21 protein-coding genes and 1 pseudogene are annotated in these 16,057 nt (G+C 70.7%); 13 read left to right on the top strand and 9 right to left on the bottom strand.

The annotated features are described in order from the left end of the window. Positions 1 to 6: 6 nt before the first annotated feature. Complete coding sequence (gene meaB / locus ACZ562_RS32835; RefSeq protein ID WP_471186747.1) at positions 7 to 963, top strand: methylmalonyl Co-A mutase-associated GTPase MeaB; 957 nt, start codon at positions 7 to 9, stop codon at positions 961 to 963. A gap of 572 nt (positions 964 to 1,535) precedes the next feature. On the opposite strand, the gene ACZ562_RS32830 is transcribed toward meaB, so the two are convergent. The 4 genes from ACZ562_RS32830 to ACZ562_RS32815 all read right to left on the bottom strand — a co-directional run bounded on the left by ACZ562_RS32830 (position 1,536) and on the right by ACZ562_RS32815 (position 4,257). Next, positions 1,536 to 2,093, bottom strand: a complete 558-nt coding sequence (locus ACZ562_RS32830) for a signal peptidase I (protein WP_471186743.1) — start codon at positions 2,091 to 2,093, stop codon at positions 1,536 to 1,538. 2 nt (positions 2,094 to 2,095) lie between these two features. Next, positions 2,096 to 2,674, bottom strand: coding sequence for a hypothetical protein (locus ACZ562_RS32825; RefSeq protein ID WP_471186740.1), 579 nt, complete (start codon positions 2,672 to 2,674; stop codon positions 2,096 to 2,098). A 137-nt stretch (positions 2,675 to 2,811) separates the two neighbouring features. Further along, positions 2,812 to 3,999 carry an RCC1 domain-containing protein gene (locus ACZ562_RS32820; RefSeq protein ID WP_471186737.1) on the bottom strand — a complete coding sequence of 396 codons (1,188 nt, stop codon included), beginning with the start codon at positions 3,997 to 3,999 and terminating at the stop codon, positions 2,812 to 2,814. 117 nt (positions 4,000 to 4,116) lie between these two features. Beyond that, entirely contained in the window at positions 4,117 to 4,257 is a 141-nt protein-coding gene (locus ACZ562_RS32815; RefSeq protein WP_471186734.1) for a hypothetical protein, read from the bottom strand. Positions 4,258 to 4,285: 28 nt separating this feature from the next. Between ACZ562_RS32815 and ACZ562_RS32810 the strand changes: the two are divergent. Beyond that, positions 4,286 to 4,420: pseudogene (locus ACZ562_RS32810) on the top strand (ATP-binding protein); the annotation flags it as partial. A 24-nt stretch (positions 4,421 to 4,444) separates the two neighbouring features. On the opposite strand, the gene ACZ562_RS32805 reads toward ACZ562_RS32810, so the two are convergent. The 4 genes from ACZ562_RS32805 to ACZ562_RS32790 form a co-directional block, all read right to left on the bottom strand. Then, on the bottom strand, positions 4,445 to 4,921 hold the full coding sequence (locus ACZ562_RS32805; RefSeq protein ID WP_471186731.1) for a MarR family winged helix-turn-helix transcriptional regulator: 477 nt from the start codon (positions 4,919 to 4,921) through the stop codon (positions 4,445 to 4,447). A 92-nt stretch (positions 4,922 to 5,013) separates the two neighbouring features. Then, positions 5,014 to 5,808 (bottom strand): AIM24 family protein, encoded by a 795-nt coding sequence (locus tag ACZ562_RS32800; protein WP_471186901.1) that lies wholly within the window; start codon positions 5,806 to 5,808, stop codon positions 5,014 to 5,016. 2 nt (positions 5,809 to 5,810) lie between these two features. Beyond that, positions 5,811 to 6,461 carry an AIM24 family protein gene (locus ACZ562_RS32795; protein WP_471186898.1) on the bottom strand — a complete coding sequence of 217 codons (651 nt, stop codon included), beginning with the start codon at positions 6,459 to 6,461 and terminating at the stop codon, positions 5,811 to 5,813. 1 nt (position 6,462) lies between these two features. Continuing rightward, positions 6,463 to 7,095 (bottom strand): AIM24 family protein, encoded by a 633-nt coding sequence (locus ACZ562_RS32790; RefSeq protein WP_471186895.1) that lies wholly within the window; start codon positions 7,093 to 7,095, stop codon positions 6,463 to 6,465. 217 nt (positions 7,096 to 7,312) lie between these two features. On the opposite strand from ACZ562_RS32790, the gene ACZ562_RS32785 reads away from it, so the two are divergent. From ACZ562_RS32785 to ACZ562_RS32740, 10 genes are all read left to right on the top strand, one after another. Then, positions 7,313 to 7,660 carry a DUF3817 domain-containing protein gene (locus ACZ562_RS32785; RefSeq protein ID WP_471186728.1) on the top strand — a complete coding sequence of 116 codons (348 nt, stop codon included), beginning with the start codon at positions 7,313 to 7,315 and terminating at the stop codon, positions 7,658 to 7,660. Next, positions 7,657 to 7,950 (top strand): MTH1187 family thiamine-binding protein, encoded by a 294-nt coding sequence (locus tag ACZ562_RS32780; RefSeq protein ID WP_471186725.1) that lies wholly within the window; start codon positions 7,657 to 7,659, stop codon positions 7,948 to 7,950. The genes ACZ562_RS32785 and ACZ562_RS32780 overlap by 4 nt, the downstream gene beginning before the upstream one ends. Before the next feature lie 140 nt (positions 7,951 to 8,090). After that, the gene (locus tag ACZ562_RS32775) at positions 8,091 to 8,843 is read left to right on the top strand and encodes a hypothetical protein (RefSeq protein ID WP_471186722.1); all 753 of its coding nucleotides are present in this window, start codon (positions 8,091 to 8,093) and stop codon (positions 8,841 to 8,843) included. Then, the gene (locus ACZ562_RS32770; RefSeq protein ID WP_471186719.1) at positions 8,840 to 9,520 is read left to right on the top strand and encodes a DUF4166 domain-containing protein; all 681 of its coding nucleotides are present in this window, start codon (positions 8,840 to 8,842) and stop codon (positions 9,518 to 9,520) included. The genes ACZ562_RS32775 and ACZ562_RS32770 overlap by 4 nt, the downstream gene beginning before the upstream one ends. Next, positions 9,517 to 10,170 (top strand): TetR/AcrR family transcriptional regulator, encoded by a 654-nt coding sequence (locus tag ACZ562_RS32765; protein ID WP_471186716.1) that lies wholly within the window; start codon positions 9,517 to 9,519, stop codon positions 10,168 to 10,170. The genes ACZ562_RS32770 and ACZ562_RS32765 overlap by 4 nt, the downstream gene beginning before the upstream one ends. 21 nt (positions 10,171 to 10,191) lie before the next feature. Next, positions 10,192 to 10,845, top strand: a complete 654-nt coding sequence (locus ACZ562_RS32760; RefSeq protein ID WP_471186713.1) for a hypothetical protein — start codon at positions 10,192 to 10,194, stop codon at positions 10,843 to 10,845. After that, complete coding sequence (locus ACZ562_RS32755; RefSeq protein WP_471186710.1) at positions 10,842 to 11,048, top strand: hypothetical protein; 207 nt, start codon at positions 10,842 to 10,844, stop codon at positions 11,046 to 11,048. Before ACZ562_RS32760 ends, ACZ562_RS32755 begins: the two co-directional genes overlap by 4 nt. 69 nt (positions 11,049 to 11,117) lie before the next feature. Continuing rightward, positions 11,118 to 11,627 carry a MarR family winged helix-turn-helix transcriptional regulator gene (locus ACZ562_RS32750; RefSeq protein ID WP_471186707.1) on the top strand — a complete coding sequence of 170 codons (510 nt, stop codon included), beginning with the start codon at positions 11,118 to 11,120 and terminating at the stop codon, positions 11,625 to 11,627. Positions 11,628 to 11,689: 62 nt separating this feature from the next. Then, a complete protein-coding gene (locus tag ACZ562_RS32745; protein ID WP_471186704.1) occupies positions 11,690 to 12,028 on the top strand; it encodes a DUF3817 domain-containing protein in 339 nt (112 codons plus the stop codon). Positions 12,029 to 12,125: 97 nt separating this feature from the next. Further along, positions 12,126 to 13,826 (top strand): acyl-CoA mutase large subunit family protein, encoded by a 1,701-nt coding sequence (locus tag ACZ562_RS32740; protein ID WP_471186702.1) that lies wholly within the window; start codon positions 12,126 to 12,128, stop codon positions 13,824 to 13,826. A gap of 44 nt (positions 13,827 to 13,870) precedes the next feature. On the opposite strand, the gene ACZ562_RS32735 is transcribed toward ACZ562_RS32740, so the two are convergent. Beyond that, entirely contained in the window at positions 13,871 to 14,599 is a 729-nt protein-coding gene (locus ACZ562_RS32735) for a TetR/AcrR family transcriptional regulator (RefSeq protein WP_471186699.1), read from the bottom strand. A gap of 226 nt (positions 14,600 to 14,825) precedes the next feature. On the opposite strand from ACZ562_RS32735, the gene ACZ562_RS32730 reads away from it, so the two are divergent. Further along, positions 14,826 to 15,800: a tetratricopeptide repeat protein gene (locus tag ACZ562_RS32730; RefSeq protein ID WP_471186696.1), complete on the top strand. Its 975-nt coding sequence runs from the start codon at positions 14,826 to 14,828 to the stop codon at positions 15,798 to 15,800. Positions 15,801 to 16,057 lie beyond the last annotated feature (257 nt).

Here is a 16,057-nt window from a genome sequence, read left to right as displayed (position 1 = left end):
GCTGTGATGCAGGACGTCTCCACGCTGGTGACCCAGGCCAGGGAGGGCCGGCCGCGGGCCGTGGCCCGGCTGATCTCCCTGGTGGAGGGGGCGTCCCCACAGCTGCGGGAGGTCATGGAGGCGCTCGCCCCGCTCACGGGCAACGCCTACGTGGTCGGCCTCACGGGTTCACCCGGCGTCGGCAAGTCGACGTCGACCTCGGCGCTGGTGACGGCGTACCGCAAGCAGGGCAAGCGGGTCGGCGTCCTGGCCGTCGACCCGTCCTCGCCGTTCTCCGGCGGCGCGCTGCTCGGCGACCGCGTGCGCATGTCCGAGCACGCCTCGGACCCCGGCGTCTACATCCGCTCGATGGCGACCCGCGGCCACCTCGGTGGCCTCGCCTGGGCGGCCCCGCAGGCGATCCGCGTCCTGGACGCGGCGGGCTGCGACGTGATCCTGGTCGAGACGGTCGGCGTCGGCCAGTCGGAGGTCGAGATCGCGTCGCAGGCCGACACGTCCGTCGTCCTCCTGGCCCCCGGCATGGGCGACGGCATCCAGGCGGCCAAGGCCGGAATCCTGGAGATCGGCGACGTGTACGTCGTCAACAAGGCGGACCGGGACGGCGCGGACGCGACCGCCCGCGAGCTGAACCACATGCTGGGCCTCGGCGAGTCCCGCGGCCCCGGGGACTGGCGCCCACCGATCGTGAAGACGGTCGCCGCGCGCGCCGAGGGCGTCGACGAGGTCGTCGAGGCCCTGGAGAAGCACCGGGCGTGGATGGAGGAGCGAGGCGTCCTCGCCGAGCGCCGTATGGCCCGCGCCGCCCGCGAGGTCGAGACGATCGCCGTCACCGCCCTGCGCGAACGCATCGGCGACCTGCACGGGGACAGACGCCTGAGCACCCTGGCGGAGCGGATCGTGACGGGGGAGCTGGACCCGTACCGCGCGGCGGACGAGCTGGTGGCCGGTCTCACCCAGAGCTGATCACGCAGGTCTGGCGGCCTGCTGAACGGTGCGGTCACCTGGCGTACGCCTGCCCGGGTACGCCCCTGCCGGCGTCCGCCCCGGGCCTCACCCTGGCCGCGGCGGGGCTCGCGCCCGGCCTCGGCACGCTCACGGCTGCCGTGGCCCCTGCCGGGCTCTTCGTCGCCCCGGCCCTGACCACGGCGCACCTCATCGCCGGCGAGTCCGCGTCCGCCGGTGTTTCCGGACGCAGGCGGGCGCCTGGGCCAACACGGCAGTGAACGCGGGCAGTCGCTCGGAACGGCATCGACGGGGTGGGCTCGCTGCCGCTGGGCCTGTGCTCGCGGCGGCCGGAAGGGCCGCGCTGCTCGCGGGCGTGGCGTCGGCACGCAGGGCCGGTGACCGACCCGCCCGGCCCCGGACGGCGTCCCGCCCCCGCTACCGGTCGGACGCGGGGGATGGGGGTGGCAGGTGGCGTCGTGGCCGGGCTGTGGTGGCCGTCCCGTCCCGTCCCTGTTATTGGTCGGAGGCGGGGATGGGGGTGGCAGGTGGCGTCGTGATCGGGCTGTGGTGGCCGTCCCGTCCCGTCCCTGTTATTGGTCGGAGGCGGGGATGGGGGTGGCAGGTGGCGTCGTGGCGGGGCTGTGGTGGCCGGGCCGTCCCGGGGCCATGGCCGCCAGCCGGGTCAAGACGGCCAGGGCGACTAGCCACAGGATGGCGAGATCGCGGTCGTGCTCCCGCCAGAAGACCACTGGCAGGGCGAGTCCGGGGATGCGCAGCCGCGCGAGGCCGAGGACCGACGAGGGGGAGACGGGGGTGGAGTCGACGGCGCTGTTGTTGTCCCCGGCGGTGATGAGGCGGCCGTCGCGAAGGATCTTGGCGGCGCGGTGGATGAGCAGCCGCGACGGATGTGCGGGGTCCCGCACGACGACGACCTGCCCCGCGTCGGGCGTGCGGCCCCGCGTCGGCTGGTACACGACGACGTCCCCGGGCGTCAGACGAGGGCGCATGGAGTCGCCCACGACGACCGTCGCCCTCCAGTCGAGGACGAGCGCGGGCACATGGGCCCAGATCAGCAGGCCGGCCACCATGCTGAGTCCGATGCGCGCCGCGATCACGGTGAGGAGCCGGAGCCATGATCTGACGGACATCGTCAGACCGTCTGGGCTTCCCAGGTGAAGTTCACGTTGGGCGTGGAGCCGCCCTGGGTGGAGTCCGGGGCCGTGGAGCTGAACGTCCAGGTGATGCGGTAGGTGATGGACTCCGGTGGGTTCCCGGCCAGGTTCCAGGGTCCGAGGCCGTTGGCGTAGTTGGTGCGCGTGGTGGTCAGGTTCTCCAGGGTGCCCGAGTAGTCCGCGGCTCCGGCGGGCGTGAAGCCGTTGCAGGCAGGATTGGCGCCGAAGGAGCTGCCCGAGCCGTGCTCGACGGTGACGTCGATGTAGGAGCTGATGTCGTTGCCCGGCGGAGTGGCCGTCGATGTGTACAGCTTGACCTGCGACGGGAGGGTGGCCTGCGAGGTGATGACGATGCACCGGGATCCGGTGTCGCCCGGCGCGATGTTCGTGAAATTGAACATGGGCTGGCCGCCGCTGTCGTTGGTCAGCCCGACCGTTCCCGCCGTCCAGCTGGTCCCGGAGCTCGTGGTGCGTCCTACGAAGGCGGCCTGGGACGCATGCCAGACCAGTGCTCCGCTGAGCACCAGACCGATGGGCACGGGCAGTACGTAGGCCATCGGTCTGAGCCGGGGCCGGTGGATTCTGAGTCGTCTGCTCCTGTTCATAGGAGGATGGATAACCAGTGTGACGCGGTGAATCCCTGGCTTGCCACCACTCGGATGAACGCATGCCGTACGGGTGACCAGTGGGGTGATCAGTTCACCGACAGGGTGCTGGAGGAGTTGGAGCCCGTCGTGAGCGGGCGGGCCTTGACGCCCGGAACCACGGCGGGTGTCGTACGGCTGTCGGTGTCCCCGTGGCCGAGCTGACCGTCGGCGTTGGCCCCCCAGCAGGCGACGGTCTTGCCGGCCCGCACTCCACAGCTGTGCGCCCGGCCCGCCGTGACCGTCGCCCAGAAGGTGGCGTTGCCCACCCGGGTGGGACTCGTGCGGTCGGTCGGATCGCCGAGGCCGAGCCGGCCGTCGGCGTTCTCGCCCCAGCACCACAGGGTGCCGTCCAGCCGGGTTGCGCAGCCGTGCTGACGTCCCGTGGCTACGGACGCCCAGGAGGTGGCGCCGCCCACCTGGGCGGGACTCGTGCGGTCGGTCCGATCGCCGAGGCCGAGTTGGCCGTCGGCGTTGCCGCCCCAGCACCACAGCGTCTGGTCCGTCTGCAGCCCGCAGGTGTGCGTGTAGGCCGTGGCGACGTCGATCCAGCTCGCGGAGCCCACCCCGGTGGGAGTGGTGCGGCCGGCGGCGTCCCCGAGGCCCAGCTGCCAGGAGGAGTTCCGGCCCCAGCACCACAGGGTCCGGTCGGTGCGGATGCCACAGGTGTGTTCGTACCCCGCCGAAACACTCAGCCAGGCGGAGGAGGGGGCCACCTGCACTGGGGTGGTGCGGTCGGTCAGGTCGCCCAGGCCGAGCTGACCGGAGCTGTTCCCGCCCCAGCAGTACAGCGCCCCGCTGTACCGGACCGCGCACGTGTGCGTCTCTCCGACGGCGACAGCCGACCAGGTGGCGCCGTTGCCGACCTGGGTGAACACGGTGCGCTGTGCGGTGTCGCCCAGCCCCAGTTGGCCGGAGTCGTTCAGCCCGGTGCACCACAGCGAGTCGCCGCGCAGGGCGCAGGAATGGCCGGGCCCCGCCGCCACCCGCTGCCAGTCCGTGTACGAGCCCACCTGCGTACGCCGCAGACGGTCCGTCCTGTCCCCGAGCCCCAGTTGCCCGGACGCGTTGTCCCCCCAGGCCCACAGCCTGCCGACGCCGTAGTGCGGGGTGGCGTCCAGAGCCGCGGGCGTGGTGACCGTTGTGGTCCATTGGGCTGAGGCGCCCGGAAGAAGGGCGAGCAGGGAAAGGGCGACGGTCGCCGACAGCAGTGCCCACGCCCGGTGCGGGTTTCTCACCCCTGGTGCATCGGCGAAGGGAAGCATCACTTGAGAAACCCGGCCCGCCGTCCGTTCATTCGGGCCGCGGCCGTTCAGTCGTATCGCGTGCGAGCCGGAGCACGGCCGGTCCGCCCGTCAGTCGTCGCGATCCTGGTCGGGATCGGGATCGGGATCGGGATTGTGGTCGTGGTCGATGTCGTCCGCGTCGTCGTGGCGGTCCTGGTTGACCTTGCCCGTGCGGAGGCCGGCCATCCACGACGACCGCGACGGGCTCACCGCGCTGAAGGATGCGTCCGTAGGCGCCGAGGCCCGCAGCCGCGACGGCGGCGGGGTGGGGCTCGGGCTCGCCATCGCCCGCGACGTCGCCGTACGGCACCGCGTCACGCTCGCGGTCCGCGACGCGCCGGCAGGCGGAGCCTGGTTCGAACTCCGCCTGCCGGCGGCCTGGATGGCCGGGTCCGTGTCACGGACGACCGCGCTGCCCGCGCAGGTGCTCGGCGATGGGCTTGAGGGCCTTGTCGAGTTCCGCCAGGGACTCGGGGGGCAGCAGGTCGATGAAGTGCCTCCGCACAGACGCCACATGATGGGGTGCGACCTTCTTCATCGTCTCCATGCCGTGCTCGGTGAGCACCGCGTACAGTCCGCGGCGGTCGGACTCGCAGTTCTCCCGCCGTACCAGGTCCGCGTTCTCCATACGGGTGATCTGGTGGGAGAGGCGGCTCTTGGACTGGAGGGTGGCGGACGCGAGGTCGCTCATCCGCATCCGTACGCCCTCCGACTCGGAGAGATTCACCAGGATCTCGTAGTCGTTCATGGTCAGGCCGAACGGCTGCAGGTCTTTTTCGAGCTGGTACGTCAACAGCCTGTTGACCTCCAGGTGGGTGCGCCAGGCGCACTGCTCCGCATCGGTCAGCCAGAGTGTGGCCGTTTCGGTCTCCATAAATGAAGTCTACCTAAAATGTTGAAATGCGAACTAGTGAGGGTGGCATGACGGCGCGCACACGTTCGACGTCACACTCCGCAGACTACCGCTCACAGCCCGAAGCGACGCTGGAGGTCCCCCAGCTGTCCGGGAAGGCGCGGTGTGCCGGCTTGCTGTGGGGAGCCTGTGAAGCCCCCGCCGCCGGGTACCCCCGCCTGCTGCGGAACCGCCCCCGTGGCCTGCTCGGCCATGAGGGTCTCGCTCGACTGGAGCAGGACGGTGCCGGCTCCCACGAACTCGAACTGATGCTCCTCCCCGGAGGCTCCGCCGAGGCCCGTCAGTGCACGTAGACCGCCCATTACGCCCGTCATGTAGCCGTGGTCGTAGTGATGGCACGGCGACGGGCAGTCGGCCCAGCCGACGAGCGCCTGCGGGTCCACCCGGATCGGGGGTTCCATGAACACCACCGGGCCGTTAGATGCGGCCACGAACTTTCCGGTTCCGATGAGGGTCAGAAAACCCGGCACGATCGACTGCTTGAGAGCGAGAGTTGGCTGAAAAGCGAGCAGATTGCCGGAGCGAATGGTCAGGTTGCCGTTGTCGAGGTCGTACGAGTTCACGTCGAAGGCCCGGTCGGCGAGCAGCATCTTGCCCGAGCCCTCCGCCACGACCCAGTCGCTCGCGTGCAGTGGCGAATGAAAGGACGTACGGACGAGGCGGTCCAGCCGGCCGTGTCCGATGCCGTTGAACTCGATCGCGCCGTAGTAGGCGATCATCTTCCCCTTCTGCAGGAACCACTGGCTGCCCTTGAGCTCCACGCAGAAGGTGTAGTTGTTGACGTTGTCGTCGGCCGGCAGGGTCATCGGGTCGTAGACCGTCGGGCCGCCGCCCGGAGCCCCGTACATGCTCACAGCTTCTCCTCCGAGGCCTGGACGTACACCGTGCCGTTGCCGCTGAGCTCCAGCTGGAAGGCCTCGCCGGAGCCGCGGCCCACCATGTCGCGCCAGCCCAGCGCGGTCGACAGCTTGTTGCGGACGTCCCCCTGGTGGGCGACGTAGGCCTGCGGGTCGACATGGACCGGGCGCTGCGGGGTGATCGGGATCTCGAGGACTCCGCCGTGGGCCATCACGGCGACCGAGCCGTGTCCCTTGAGCGTGGTGGTGAACAGCCCCTGCCCCGTGACCTGGCCCCGCACCATGCCCATGACGCCGCCCTGCGAGCCCATGAACATCGTGCCCTGCTGGAGTGTGCCCTCGAAGGCGAGCAGGCGGTCCGCCTCCACGTAGAGGGTGTCGCCGGTGAGGCCGATCACCTGGACGTGGTGGCCGCCGTGCCCGAACAGGACCGTGCCGCTGCCCTCGACGCTCATCAGGGGAGTGGCCTCACCCGCGGCCCGGCGGCCGAGCATCGACATGATGCCGCCCTGGCCGCCCTGCATGTTGGGTGTGAAGGAGACCTCGCCCTTGTAGGCGAGCATCGCGCCTCGCTGGCTGAACAGCCGCTGGCCGGGCAGGACGGTCGCCTCGACCATCTTGGAGTTGATCTCGCGGAAGGGCATGTCACACATCCCCCGCGATCGTGTTCCGCTCGCTCGGCTGTACGTACACCAGTCCGTCCCCCTCGAAGCGGATCTGGAAGGCCTCCCCGCCGCCCTCTCCCATCAGCGTGCGGAACGTCACACCGGACTGGAAGGACTGGCGGAGACTCCCCTGGTGGGCGACGTAGGCGCCCGGGTCGACGATCAGCGGATACTGCTGGCTGACCCGCAGCACCACCGCCGGGCCGTCCGACGTGATCGCCGCCTGCCCGTGCCCCTCGACGGTCGTCGTGAACAGTCCGTTGCCCTGCGAGGCGCCGCGCAGTCCTGTGAAGCTCGTCCCGGTCCGCAGCCCGGCGTCGGTCGCGAGCAGGTTGCTCGACTCCACGTACAGCTTCTCCCCCTGGAGGCTGACGAGGTTGATCTCCGAGGCGCGGTCCGCGAACCAGCACGTCCCCTGCCCCTTCACCTCCATCACCGTCATCTGCTCGCCGGTGAGCCGCCGGGTCACCATCCCCCGGATGCCCTCACCGCCGCCGCTCAGTTTCTTGAAGGCCATCTGCCCGTCGTACGCGACCATCGAGCCGTTCTTCGCCTTCACGGCATCTCCGGTCACGTCGACGGCGAGCACCTTGCTTCCTTGAAGTCGGAACATCGCCACGCAGCGAAGGTAGCCGCCGCGCGGCTCCGCGGAACAGAGCCTGTGGGTGGAGAGGCACCCTGACAGCACCCTTGGAGCCGATATGAATCAGGTTCCCGAGGGGAGCGTGCCGGACCCCGGCCGTGGGGCCGTCCCGTCGTTTGCCACAATGGTTCAGCGTTTGTGCTTGCGTTCACAAACCGTCCGACGTCTCTCCCACCGAAGGTGACCTGTGGACATCAAGACCGCCACCGCGCTCCGCCGCCTCCGCCTGGTCTCGGCCCCCGAGGCCGTCTCCTTCCTCGTCCTGCTCGTCTGCTCGGTGCTGAAGCGGACGACGGACTTCAACGCGGTGCCCGTGATGGGCGCGGTCCACGGAGTCCTGTTCATCCTGTACGTGATCTTCTGGGCGGACGCCTGGAACCGCGCGAAGTGGGACGCGAGGACCGCGGCGCTCTACTTCGTCCTCTCCGTCCTGCCCACCGGTGGCTTCTTCGCAGAACGCAAGCTGCGGCGCGAGGCCGAGGACGCGGTCATCGCCTCCCGCGCCCGCCGTGAGGGCGTGGTGGAGACGTCGTGATCGTCGCCTTCTCCGTGACGCCGCTGGGCGTCGGTGACGAGGTGGGGGAGTACGTCGCCGATGCCGTTCGCGTCGTCCGTGAGTCGGGCCTGCCCCACCGCACCGACGCGATGTTCACCTCCGTCGAGGGCGGGTGGGACGAGGTCATGGACGTCGTCAAGCGTGCCGTCGCCGCCGTCGAGGAGCGCGCCCCGCGCGTGTCCCTGGTCCTCAAGGCGGACATCCGGCCAGGTGTGACGGACGGGCTCACCTCCAAGGTGGAGACGGTGGAGCGGTATCTCGCCGGGTAGTCCGCGCACCACAGAACCCCGGCCGTCCTGGCCGGGGTTTTCTCGACCCGCACATTTGAGCGACTGCTCAAAAAGGTGTACGTTCACGCAAGGCTGTTTGAGCAGTCGCTCAAATAAGGAGCTGACCTGGGGGGATACACGTGGGGCTCTACATCGAGGCACGCATCCGTGCCGACCTCGACGACCTCTGGACCCGCACACAGGAACCCGACCGGCACCAGCGCTGGGACCTGCGCTTCACCGAGATCGACCACCTTCCGCGCGCGGAGGGCGAGCCGCAGCGCTTCCGGTACGCCACGCGTCTGCTGCCCTTCCTCACCGTCGCCGGCACCGGGGTCTCCGCGGGTGAGCGGGAGCGCGCGGACGGCACCCGCACCTCCGCGCTCCGCTTCTCCTGCCCGCACCCGCTCTCCCTGCTCGCCGAGGGCAGCGGCTACTGGCGCTACGTCCCCGACGGCGACGGCGTCCGCTTCCTCACCGGCTACGACTACCGCCCGCGCTGGGGCGCCTTCGGCGCGCTCGCCGACCGGCTCCTGTTCCGCCCTCTCATGGGCTGGGCGACGGCCTGGTCCTTCGACCGCCTGCGCCTGTGGCTGGAGCGGGGCATCACCCCGGAGCGGGCCCTCGCGAACTGGCTCGCCGAACTGGCCGTCCGTGCCCTCGTCGTCATCCTCGCCTGCACCGGGCTCGGCCTGGACTCCTTCCTCCGGCTCTGCGGTCCCTTCGCCGCGTCCACGGCCTACCTGTGGCCGCTGCTGCTGACGGTCGCCGTCTGCGTGGCCCTCTTCAAGGAACCCCTCTCCGGCACCCCGGCGGCCCGCCGCTGCCTGCGCCAGCCGCCCACGCGCGTGCGTGCGCCCCGACTCCTGAGCGCTCTGGAGAACCCGCGATGACCTCGATCTTCCGCACCGTGATGGGCGCCGGCTTCGACCGCCTCCACCCCCAGCTGCAGCGCCGCTTCTCCGTCGGTCTGGCGAGCGGGGAGGCGTGCACCGGCCGGGGCGTGATGGACCGCATCTGGCACGCCGGCGCCTTGGTCAAGCCGTTCCTGGCCCTCGGCGCCACGCGCAACATCCTGGTCCCCGAGGCGGGCAGCCGGATCCCCTTCACCATCGAGAACGTCCCGTACACCGACAGCTTCGGCCGTGAGACGGTGACCTTCGTGCGCACCTTCGACCTGCCCGGCCGCTCCCGGCGCTTCGACGCCCAGATGGTGCTCGGCCCCGAGGGCGACCGCATCCTCGACTACCTCGGCACCCACCAGCACCTCGCCAGCGACCTGTACTTCCGCGCCGAGCCCGACGGCTCGCTGCTCATCCGCTCCGGCGAACACCGGTTCCGGGAGGGCGTGGTGGACGTGCGCGTGCCCGAACTGATCGGCGCGACCGCGGAGGTCCGGGAGTCGTACGACGACGCGGCCGGCCGCTTCCGTATCCGGGTCCGCGTCGTGAACCGGTACTTCGGGCCCCTCTTCGGTTACGAGGGCTCCTTCACGGCGACGTACACGGGCATCGCCCGATGCGGCGTACGACCCGGACTGCGCCCGACCCGGGAGGAGTCGCGCGCATGAGCTCCGAGACGGCGAAGTCGCAGGAGACGAAGGCCAAACTCCTCGAGGGCGCGCTGCGGACACTCACCGAGCAGGGGATCGCGAAGACGTCCGCCCGTACGATCGCGGCGGCCGCAGGGGTCAACCAAGGGCTGGTCTTCTACCACTTCGGCTCCGTGGACGAACTCCTCGCGGCGGCATGCCGGTACGGGGCGGAGCGCACCGTGGCGCGATACCGCGCCCGCTTCGACGCTGTCACGTCCCTCTCCGAGCTTCTCGTCGTCGGGCGGGAGATCCACGAACAGGAGCGGGCCTACGGGCATGTCGCACTGCTCGGGCAGCTCCTGGCCGGCGCGCAGACCCACGAGAGCCTTCGGCCCGCCACGGCCGCGGGGCTCGAACTGTGGATCGTGGAGATCGAGAAGGTTCTCGAGCGGGTCCTCGCGGGGACGCCGTTCGGGGAGTTCGCGGATCCGGCGGGGCTGGCGCGGGCGGTTGCGTCGTCGTTCGTGGGAATGGAGCTGTACGAGGGGGTGGACGGGGCGGGGGCGACCGCGGCGTTGGACGCGCTGGAGCAACTCGGTTTCCTGGTGAGTGCGTTGGACGAGCTCGGGCCGGTGGCTCAGCGGGCGGTGCGGATGCGTTTGCGGCGGTCCGCAGGCCGCCGTTGACGATGCCGGCACCCGGCGTCGATGCGGCCCCCCGGCGTCGGTGCGGGCGTCGCCGGGGCTGCCGGCCGGTCGCTGCTGCGGTTCGTCTCGCAGAGCGCCGTCCTCGCCGGGTTCGGGGTCGGCGGCGTCCTGCTCACCGTCGTACCGCGCCGCGCGGCGCGGCAGTCACGGTGTGCACGTTCGCGAGCTCCGCGTTCCTGCTGTGCTTCGGCACCCGGCGCAGGCCCGCCCGGGCCGGGGTCGGCATCGCCGATGCGGCACTCGCTCGCCGGCACTCGGCAGGTGCACGGCGACCGCGGGGTCCGGGCGCTGCTCCCGCTGCTGTGGGCGCCGCCGGAGTTGGTGGTCGCGTCCGAGGCCCCGGAGGCGGCGTACGCGGACGAGATCGGGGCCGTCGCGGCCGTCGCCGGACCGCTGATGTGCGCGACGCCCGTCGGGACGATCGCGGGCGAGCTGTACGCCGGCCCCGTCCTCTCGCCAGCCGCCCGGCCCAGGCCCGTCCTGCCGCTCGCGGCCTGCGGGCGGCCGCCGCGGCTGGTCTGCCCGGCGGCCCCCGGCCTCGAGTGGATCCCGCTCGCGCTTCGCGTCACCGGACTCACGGGGGCGTACACCCTGGGCCCTGGACCGCTGGTTCGTGGACGCCGTGCCCGAGGAGCTGCCGCGGCAGGGCCATGACCGTGCACACCACCGGGCCGATGACGATCCGGGTGCGGCCATGGCGCGGGCATCGCGCGGGCGTGTGCGCGGGCATGGCGCTCGCCGGAGGCGCCGCGGGGTTCGCGCCGGTCGCCACCGTCGTCGGCGGGGCCGGCGTGCCCGGCACGGTCTGCTGCGCGCTGCTCGCGCGCGAGGTGGCGCGGACCCGGCCGGAAAAGTGAGCCCTCCGCGCCCGACCGACAGGCGAGACGGGGCTGACCACCATATGACCGGCCGGTAAGGTCGGTGCCGTGCCGAAGCCGCTCAGTCTTCCCTTCGATCCCATCGCCCGAGCCGACGAGCTCTGGAAGCAGCGGTGGGGAAACGTGCCGTCGATGGGCGCCATCACCTCGATCATGCGCGCCCACCAGATCCTGCTCGCCGAGGTCGACGCCGTCGTCAAGCCGTACGGGCTGACGTTCGCGCGGTACGAGGCGCTGGTGCTGCTCACTTTCTCCAAGGCCGGCGAGCTCACGATGTCGAAGATCGGCGAGCGGCTCATGGTGCACCCCACGTCCGTGACGAACACCGTGGACCGGCTGGTGAAGTCGGGTCTGGTGGCCAAGCGGCCCAACCCCAACGACGGTAGGGGCACGCTCGCCGTCATCACCGACAAGGGCCGCGAGGTGGTCGAGGCGGCCACCCGCGACCTGATGGCGATGGACTTCGGGCTGGGGGTGTACGACGCCGAGGAGTGCGCGGAGATCTTCGCGATGCTCCGGCCGTTGCGGGTGGCCGCGCACGACTTCGACGCCGAGTGAACCCTCCGGCGCCGTCAGGGGCGCCGGAAGATCGCCCGAAACCGGCCGTTACGCTCGTACCCATGAAAAAGAGCGTGCTGACCCGCTACCGGGTGATGGCCTATGTCACCGGTGTGCTGCTGGTCCTGCTGACCCTCGGCGTGGTCGCCAAGTACCTGCTGGACATCGACGGTGCCGCCGACTTCACGCGCGTCGTCGGTATCGCGCACGGCTGGCTCTACGTCGTCTACCTGGTCTTCGCCTTCGACCTGGGCTCCAAGGCGAAGTGGCCGGTCGGCAAGCAGCTGTGGGTGCTGCTGGCCGGGACGATCCCGACGGCCGCCTTCTTCGTCGAACGGAAGGTCAGCCACGAGCTGGAGCCGAAGATCGCGGAGGGATCGCCCGCGGTCGTGAAGGCTTAGGGCCTGTGCGGCGGATCGGGCCGCTTACCGCCGTACGGATGCCCGTACGGCGGTTTCCCATCGACATTTACTAGGACGTCCTAGTAAATTCGATGGTATGGACGCTGACGCCATCGAGGAGGGCCGCCGGCGCTGGCAGGCCCGGTACGACGCCGCGCGCAAGCGCCAGGCGGACTTCAGTACGCTCTCCGGTGATCCCGTGGAGCCCGTGTACGGGCCGCGACCGGGGGACACGTACGACGGTTTCGAGCGCATCGGCTGGCCCGGGGAGTACCCGTTCACCCGCGGCCTCTACGCCACCGGCTACCGAGGCCGTACCTGGACGATCCGCCAGTTCGCCGGATTCGGGAACGCCGAGCAGACCAACGAGCGCTACAAGATGATCCTCGCCCACGGCGGCGGCGGACTGTCCGTGGCCTTCGACATGCCCACGCTGATGGGGCGCGACTCCGACGACGCCCGCTCGCGCGGCGAGGTCGGGCACTGCGGTGTCGCCGTCGACTCCGCGGCCGACATGGAGACCCTGTTCAAGGACATCCCGCTCGGCGACGTGACGACGTCCATGACCATCAGTGGGCCGGCCGTCCCCGTCTTCTGCATGTACCTCGTCGCCGCCGAGCGCCAGGGCGTCGACCCGTCCGTGCTCAACGGCACGCTGCAGACCGACATCTTCAAGGAGTACATCGCGCAGAAGGAGTGGCTCTTCGAGCCGGAACCCCATCTGCGGCTGATCGGCGACCTGATGGAGTACTGCGCGGCCCGCATCCCCGCCTACAAGCCGCTGTCCGTCTCCGGCTACCACATCCGCGAGGCCGGGGCCACGGCCGCGCAGGAGCTCGCGTACACGCTCGCGGACGGGTTCGGCTACGTGGAGCTCGGGCTGTCGCGCGGACTCGACGTGGACGTCTTCGCACCGGGGCTGTCCTTCTTCTTCGACGCGCACGTCGACTTCTTCGAGGAGATCGCCAAGTTCCGGGCGGCGCGCAGGATCTGGGCACGGTGGATGCGGGACGTCTACGGGGCGAGGAGCGAGAAGGCGCAGTGGCTGCGGTTCCACACGCAGACCGCCGGTGTCTCGCTGACCGCCCAGCAGCCGTACAACAACGTGGTGCGTACGGCCGTGGAGGCGCTGGCGGCCGTGCTGGGCGGCACGAACTCGCTGCACACGAACGCCCTGGACGAGACGCTGGCGCTGCCGAGCGAGCAGGCCGCCGAGATCGCCCTGAGGACGCAGCAGGTACTCATGGAGGAGACCGGGGTCGCCGGCGTCGCCGATCCGCTGGGTGGTTCGTGGTACGTCGAGCAGCTGACGGACCGGATCGAGGCGGACGCGGAGCGCATCTTCGAGCAGATCAAGGAGCGGGGCCTGCGGGCGCATCCCGACGCGCGGCACCCGATCGGGCCGGTCACCTCCGGGATCCTGAGGGGGATCGAGGACGGATGGTTCACGGGCGAGATCGCCGAGTCCGCGTTCCGGTACCAGCAGGCGCTCGAGAAGGGCGACAAGAAGGTGGTGGGTGTGAACGTCCACACCGGGTCGGTGACGGGAGACCTGGAGATCCTGCGGGTCAGCCATGAGGTGGAGCGGGAGCAGGTCCGGGTGCTGGCGTCCCGCCGGGGGGCACGGGACGACGCTGCCGTGCGGACGGCGCTCGACGCGATGCTCTCCACCGCGCGGGCAGGGGGCAACATGATCGAGCCGATGCTGCAGGCGGTACGGGCCGAGGCCACGTTGGGCGAGATCTGCGGGGTGCTGCGGGAGGAGTGGGGGGTGTACACGGAGCCGCCGGGATTCTGACCTCTGGAAGGTGCCGGCGCCGGGGGAGTCCGCCCCCGCCGCGCCTACCCTCCCCCACTCTCGACTTCGCTCGAGCGGGGGGACCCCCATCCTCCCTGGGAGCCGCGCCCCCGGACCCGCGCTTCGGCCTGAGCGGCCTCGTCCTCAAGCGCCGGACGGGCCGACTCGGCCAGCCCCAGCAACAGCACCCGGGTGAATCCGCGCGCCCACGCCTCGTCCGCCGGCTCCGCGCTCACCAGGGTCCGGTGCACCACCGCTCCCGCCACCACGTCGAAGATGACGTCGGCCGTGCGGGCGGCCTCCTCGGGGTCCGTCTCCGGCGGCAGTTCACCGCGTGCCTGCGCCCGGGCCCGGCCCGCATGCACCAGACGCTTCTGGCGGTCGACGATGGACGCGCGGATGCGTTCCCGCAGCGCGTCGTCCCGGGTCGATTCGGCGACCACCGCCATCAGGCCGCTCTTCGCCTCCGGGCGGGCCAGGATCGCCGCGAACTGGAGGACCACGCCCTCGATGTCGGCGGCGAGCGTGCCGCGGTCGGGGAGTTCGAGTTCGTCGAACAGTTCGGCGACCGCGTCGACGACCAGTTCGTTCTTGCCGGCCCAGCGGCGATAGAGGGTCGTCTTCGCGACCCCGGCGCGGGTCGCCACGTCTCCCAGGGTGAGTCTGGACCAGCCCAGTTCCACCAGAGCCTCCCGCGTCGCGGCCAGAATCGCGGTGTCCGCGGCGGCGCTGCGCGGACGTCCGGTTCGGCTCGCGGGGGTACGGCTCTGCATCCCATGACCATAAACCGGCGGTTCCGGTGCCGCCCGTGAGAGAGATCACCGGGGAGCGGTGTACGTGAGGCACTCGGTGCCATTACGCTACGACTCGTAGCGAAAGCGAGCGACGACCACAGTGAGCAATGGCGTGGGGTGGGGACCCGGCGCCGAACACGTAAGCGGCAGACCCGTCTTTCACAACGCTTTTCACTCACGCGCGGGAACGGGGGAGGATAGACGCATGCAGCCACGGAACATGTCCATGAGCGGAGTCGTCGACCTCGCCGCGGTGAAGGCGGCCCAGGAGGCCAAGGCGAAGGCGGAGCAGGCACGCGCCGAAGCGGCACGGCAGGGCGGGGGAGGGGCCGTCTCCCCCGCCGACCTCGTCATCGACGTCGATGAGGCCGGGTTCGAGCGTGACGTACTTCAGCGGTCCACCGAGGTGCCCGTCGTCATCGACTTCTGGGCCGAGTGGTGCGAGCCGTGCAAACAGCTGAGCCCCGTCCTGGAGCGGCTGGCCCTCGAGTACAGCGGGCGCTTCGTCCTTGCCAAGATCGACGTAGACGCCAACCAGATGCTGATGCAGCAGTTCGGGGTCCAGGGGATCCCGGCGGTCTTCGCGGTGGTGGCCGGCCAGGCCCTGCCGCTCTTCCAGGGGGCCGCCGGCGAGGCCCAGATCCGGCAGACCCTGGACCAACTGGTGCAGGTCGCCGAGCAGCGCTTCGGCCTGACCGGCCTGACGGTCGACGCGGACGCCGAGCCGGACGCCGTCCAGCCCGCTCCCGAGGTACCGGCCGGGCCGTACGACGCGCTCCTCGATGCCGCCGTACAGGCCCTGGACGCAGGCGACTTCGGAGGTGCCGTCCAGGCGTTCAAGAACGTGCTGAGCGACGACCCGGGCAACACGGAGGCCAAACTGGGTCTTGCCCAGGCCGAGTTGCTCCAGCGCGTGGGGAGTCTCGACCCGCAGCAGGTGCGCAAGGACGCCGCCGAGAAGCCCGACGACGCACAGGCGCAGATCGCCGCCGCCGACCTGGATCTGGTGGGCGGCCACGTGGAAGACGCGTTCGGGCGGCTCATCGACACCGTGCGGCGCACGGTGGGTGACGACCGGGATACCGTACGGCTGCGGCTGATCGAGCTGTTCGACGTGGTCGGGGCCGACGATCCGCGGGTGACGGCGGCTCGGCGGGCGCTCGCGCGGGCGCTGTTCTGAGCGGGACGGGAGCCCGTTTTCTTACCAGTTACTGAGCGCCAGGGCCTGTGGTGCCCGGGTGAAAGAGCTGCCGGCAGAGGGTCACCGCGGCCGCGCTTTACCAAATCTTGGTAATCGCGGCCGCTGTTACTGCAAGTAAGTTATGGGCGTTGATCTGTCGGATTCTGTCCAGCGATCAATAGTTTTGTTCCGCCCCCATCTGACACCCAGCGTCGCCGACCGAGACCCTCGGGTCGGTGTTCGGTTATCCGCCCGTT

Source organism: Streptomyces sp. NPDC040410, assembly GCF_055595715.1.
This window is presented reverse-complemented; position numbering and strand designations above follow the sequence as displayed.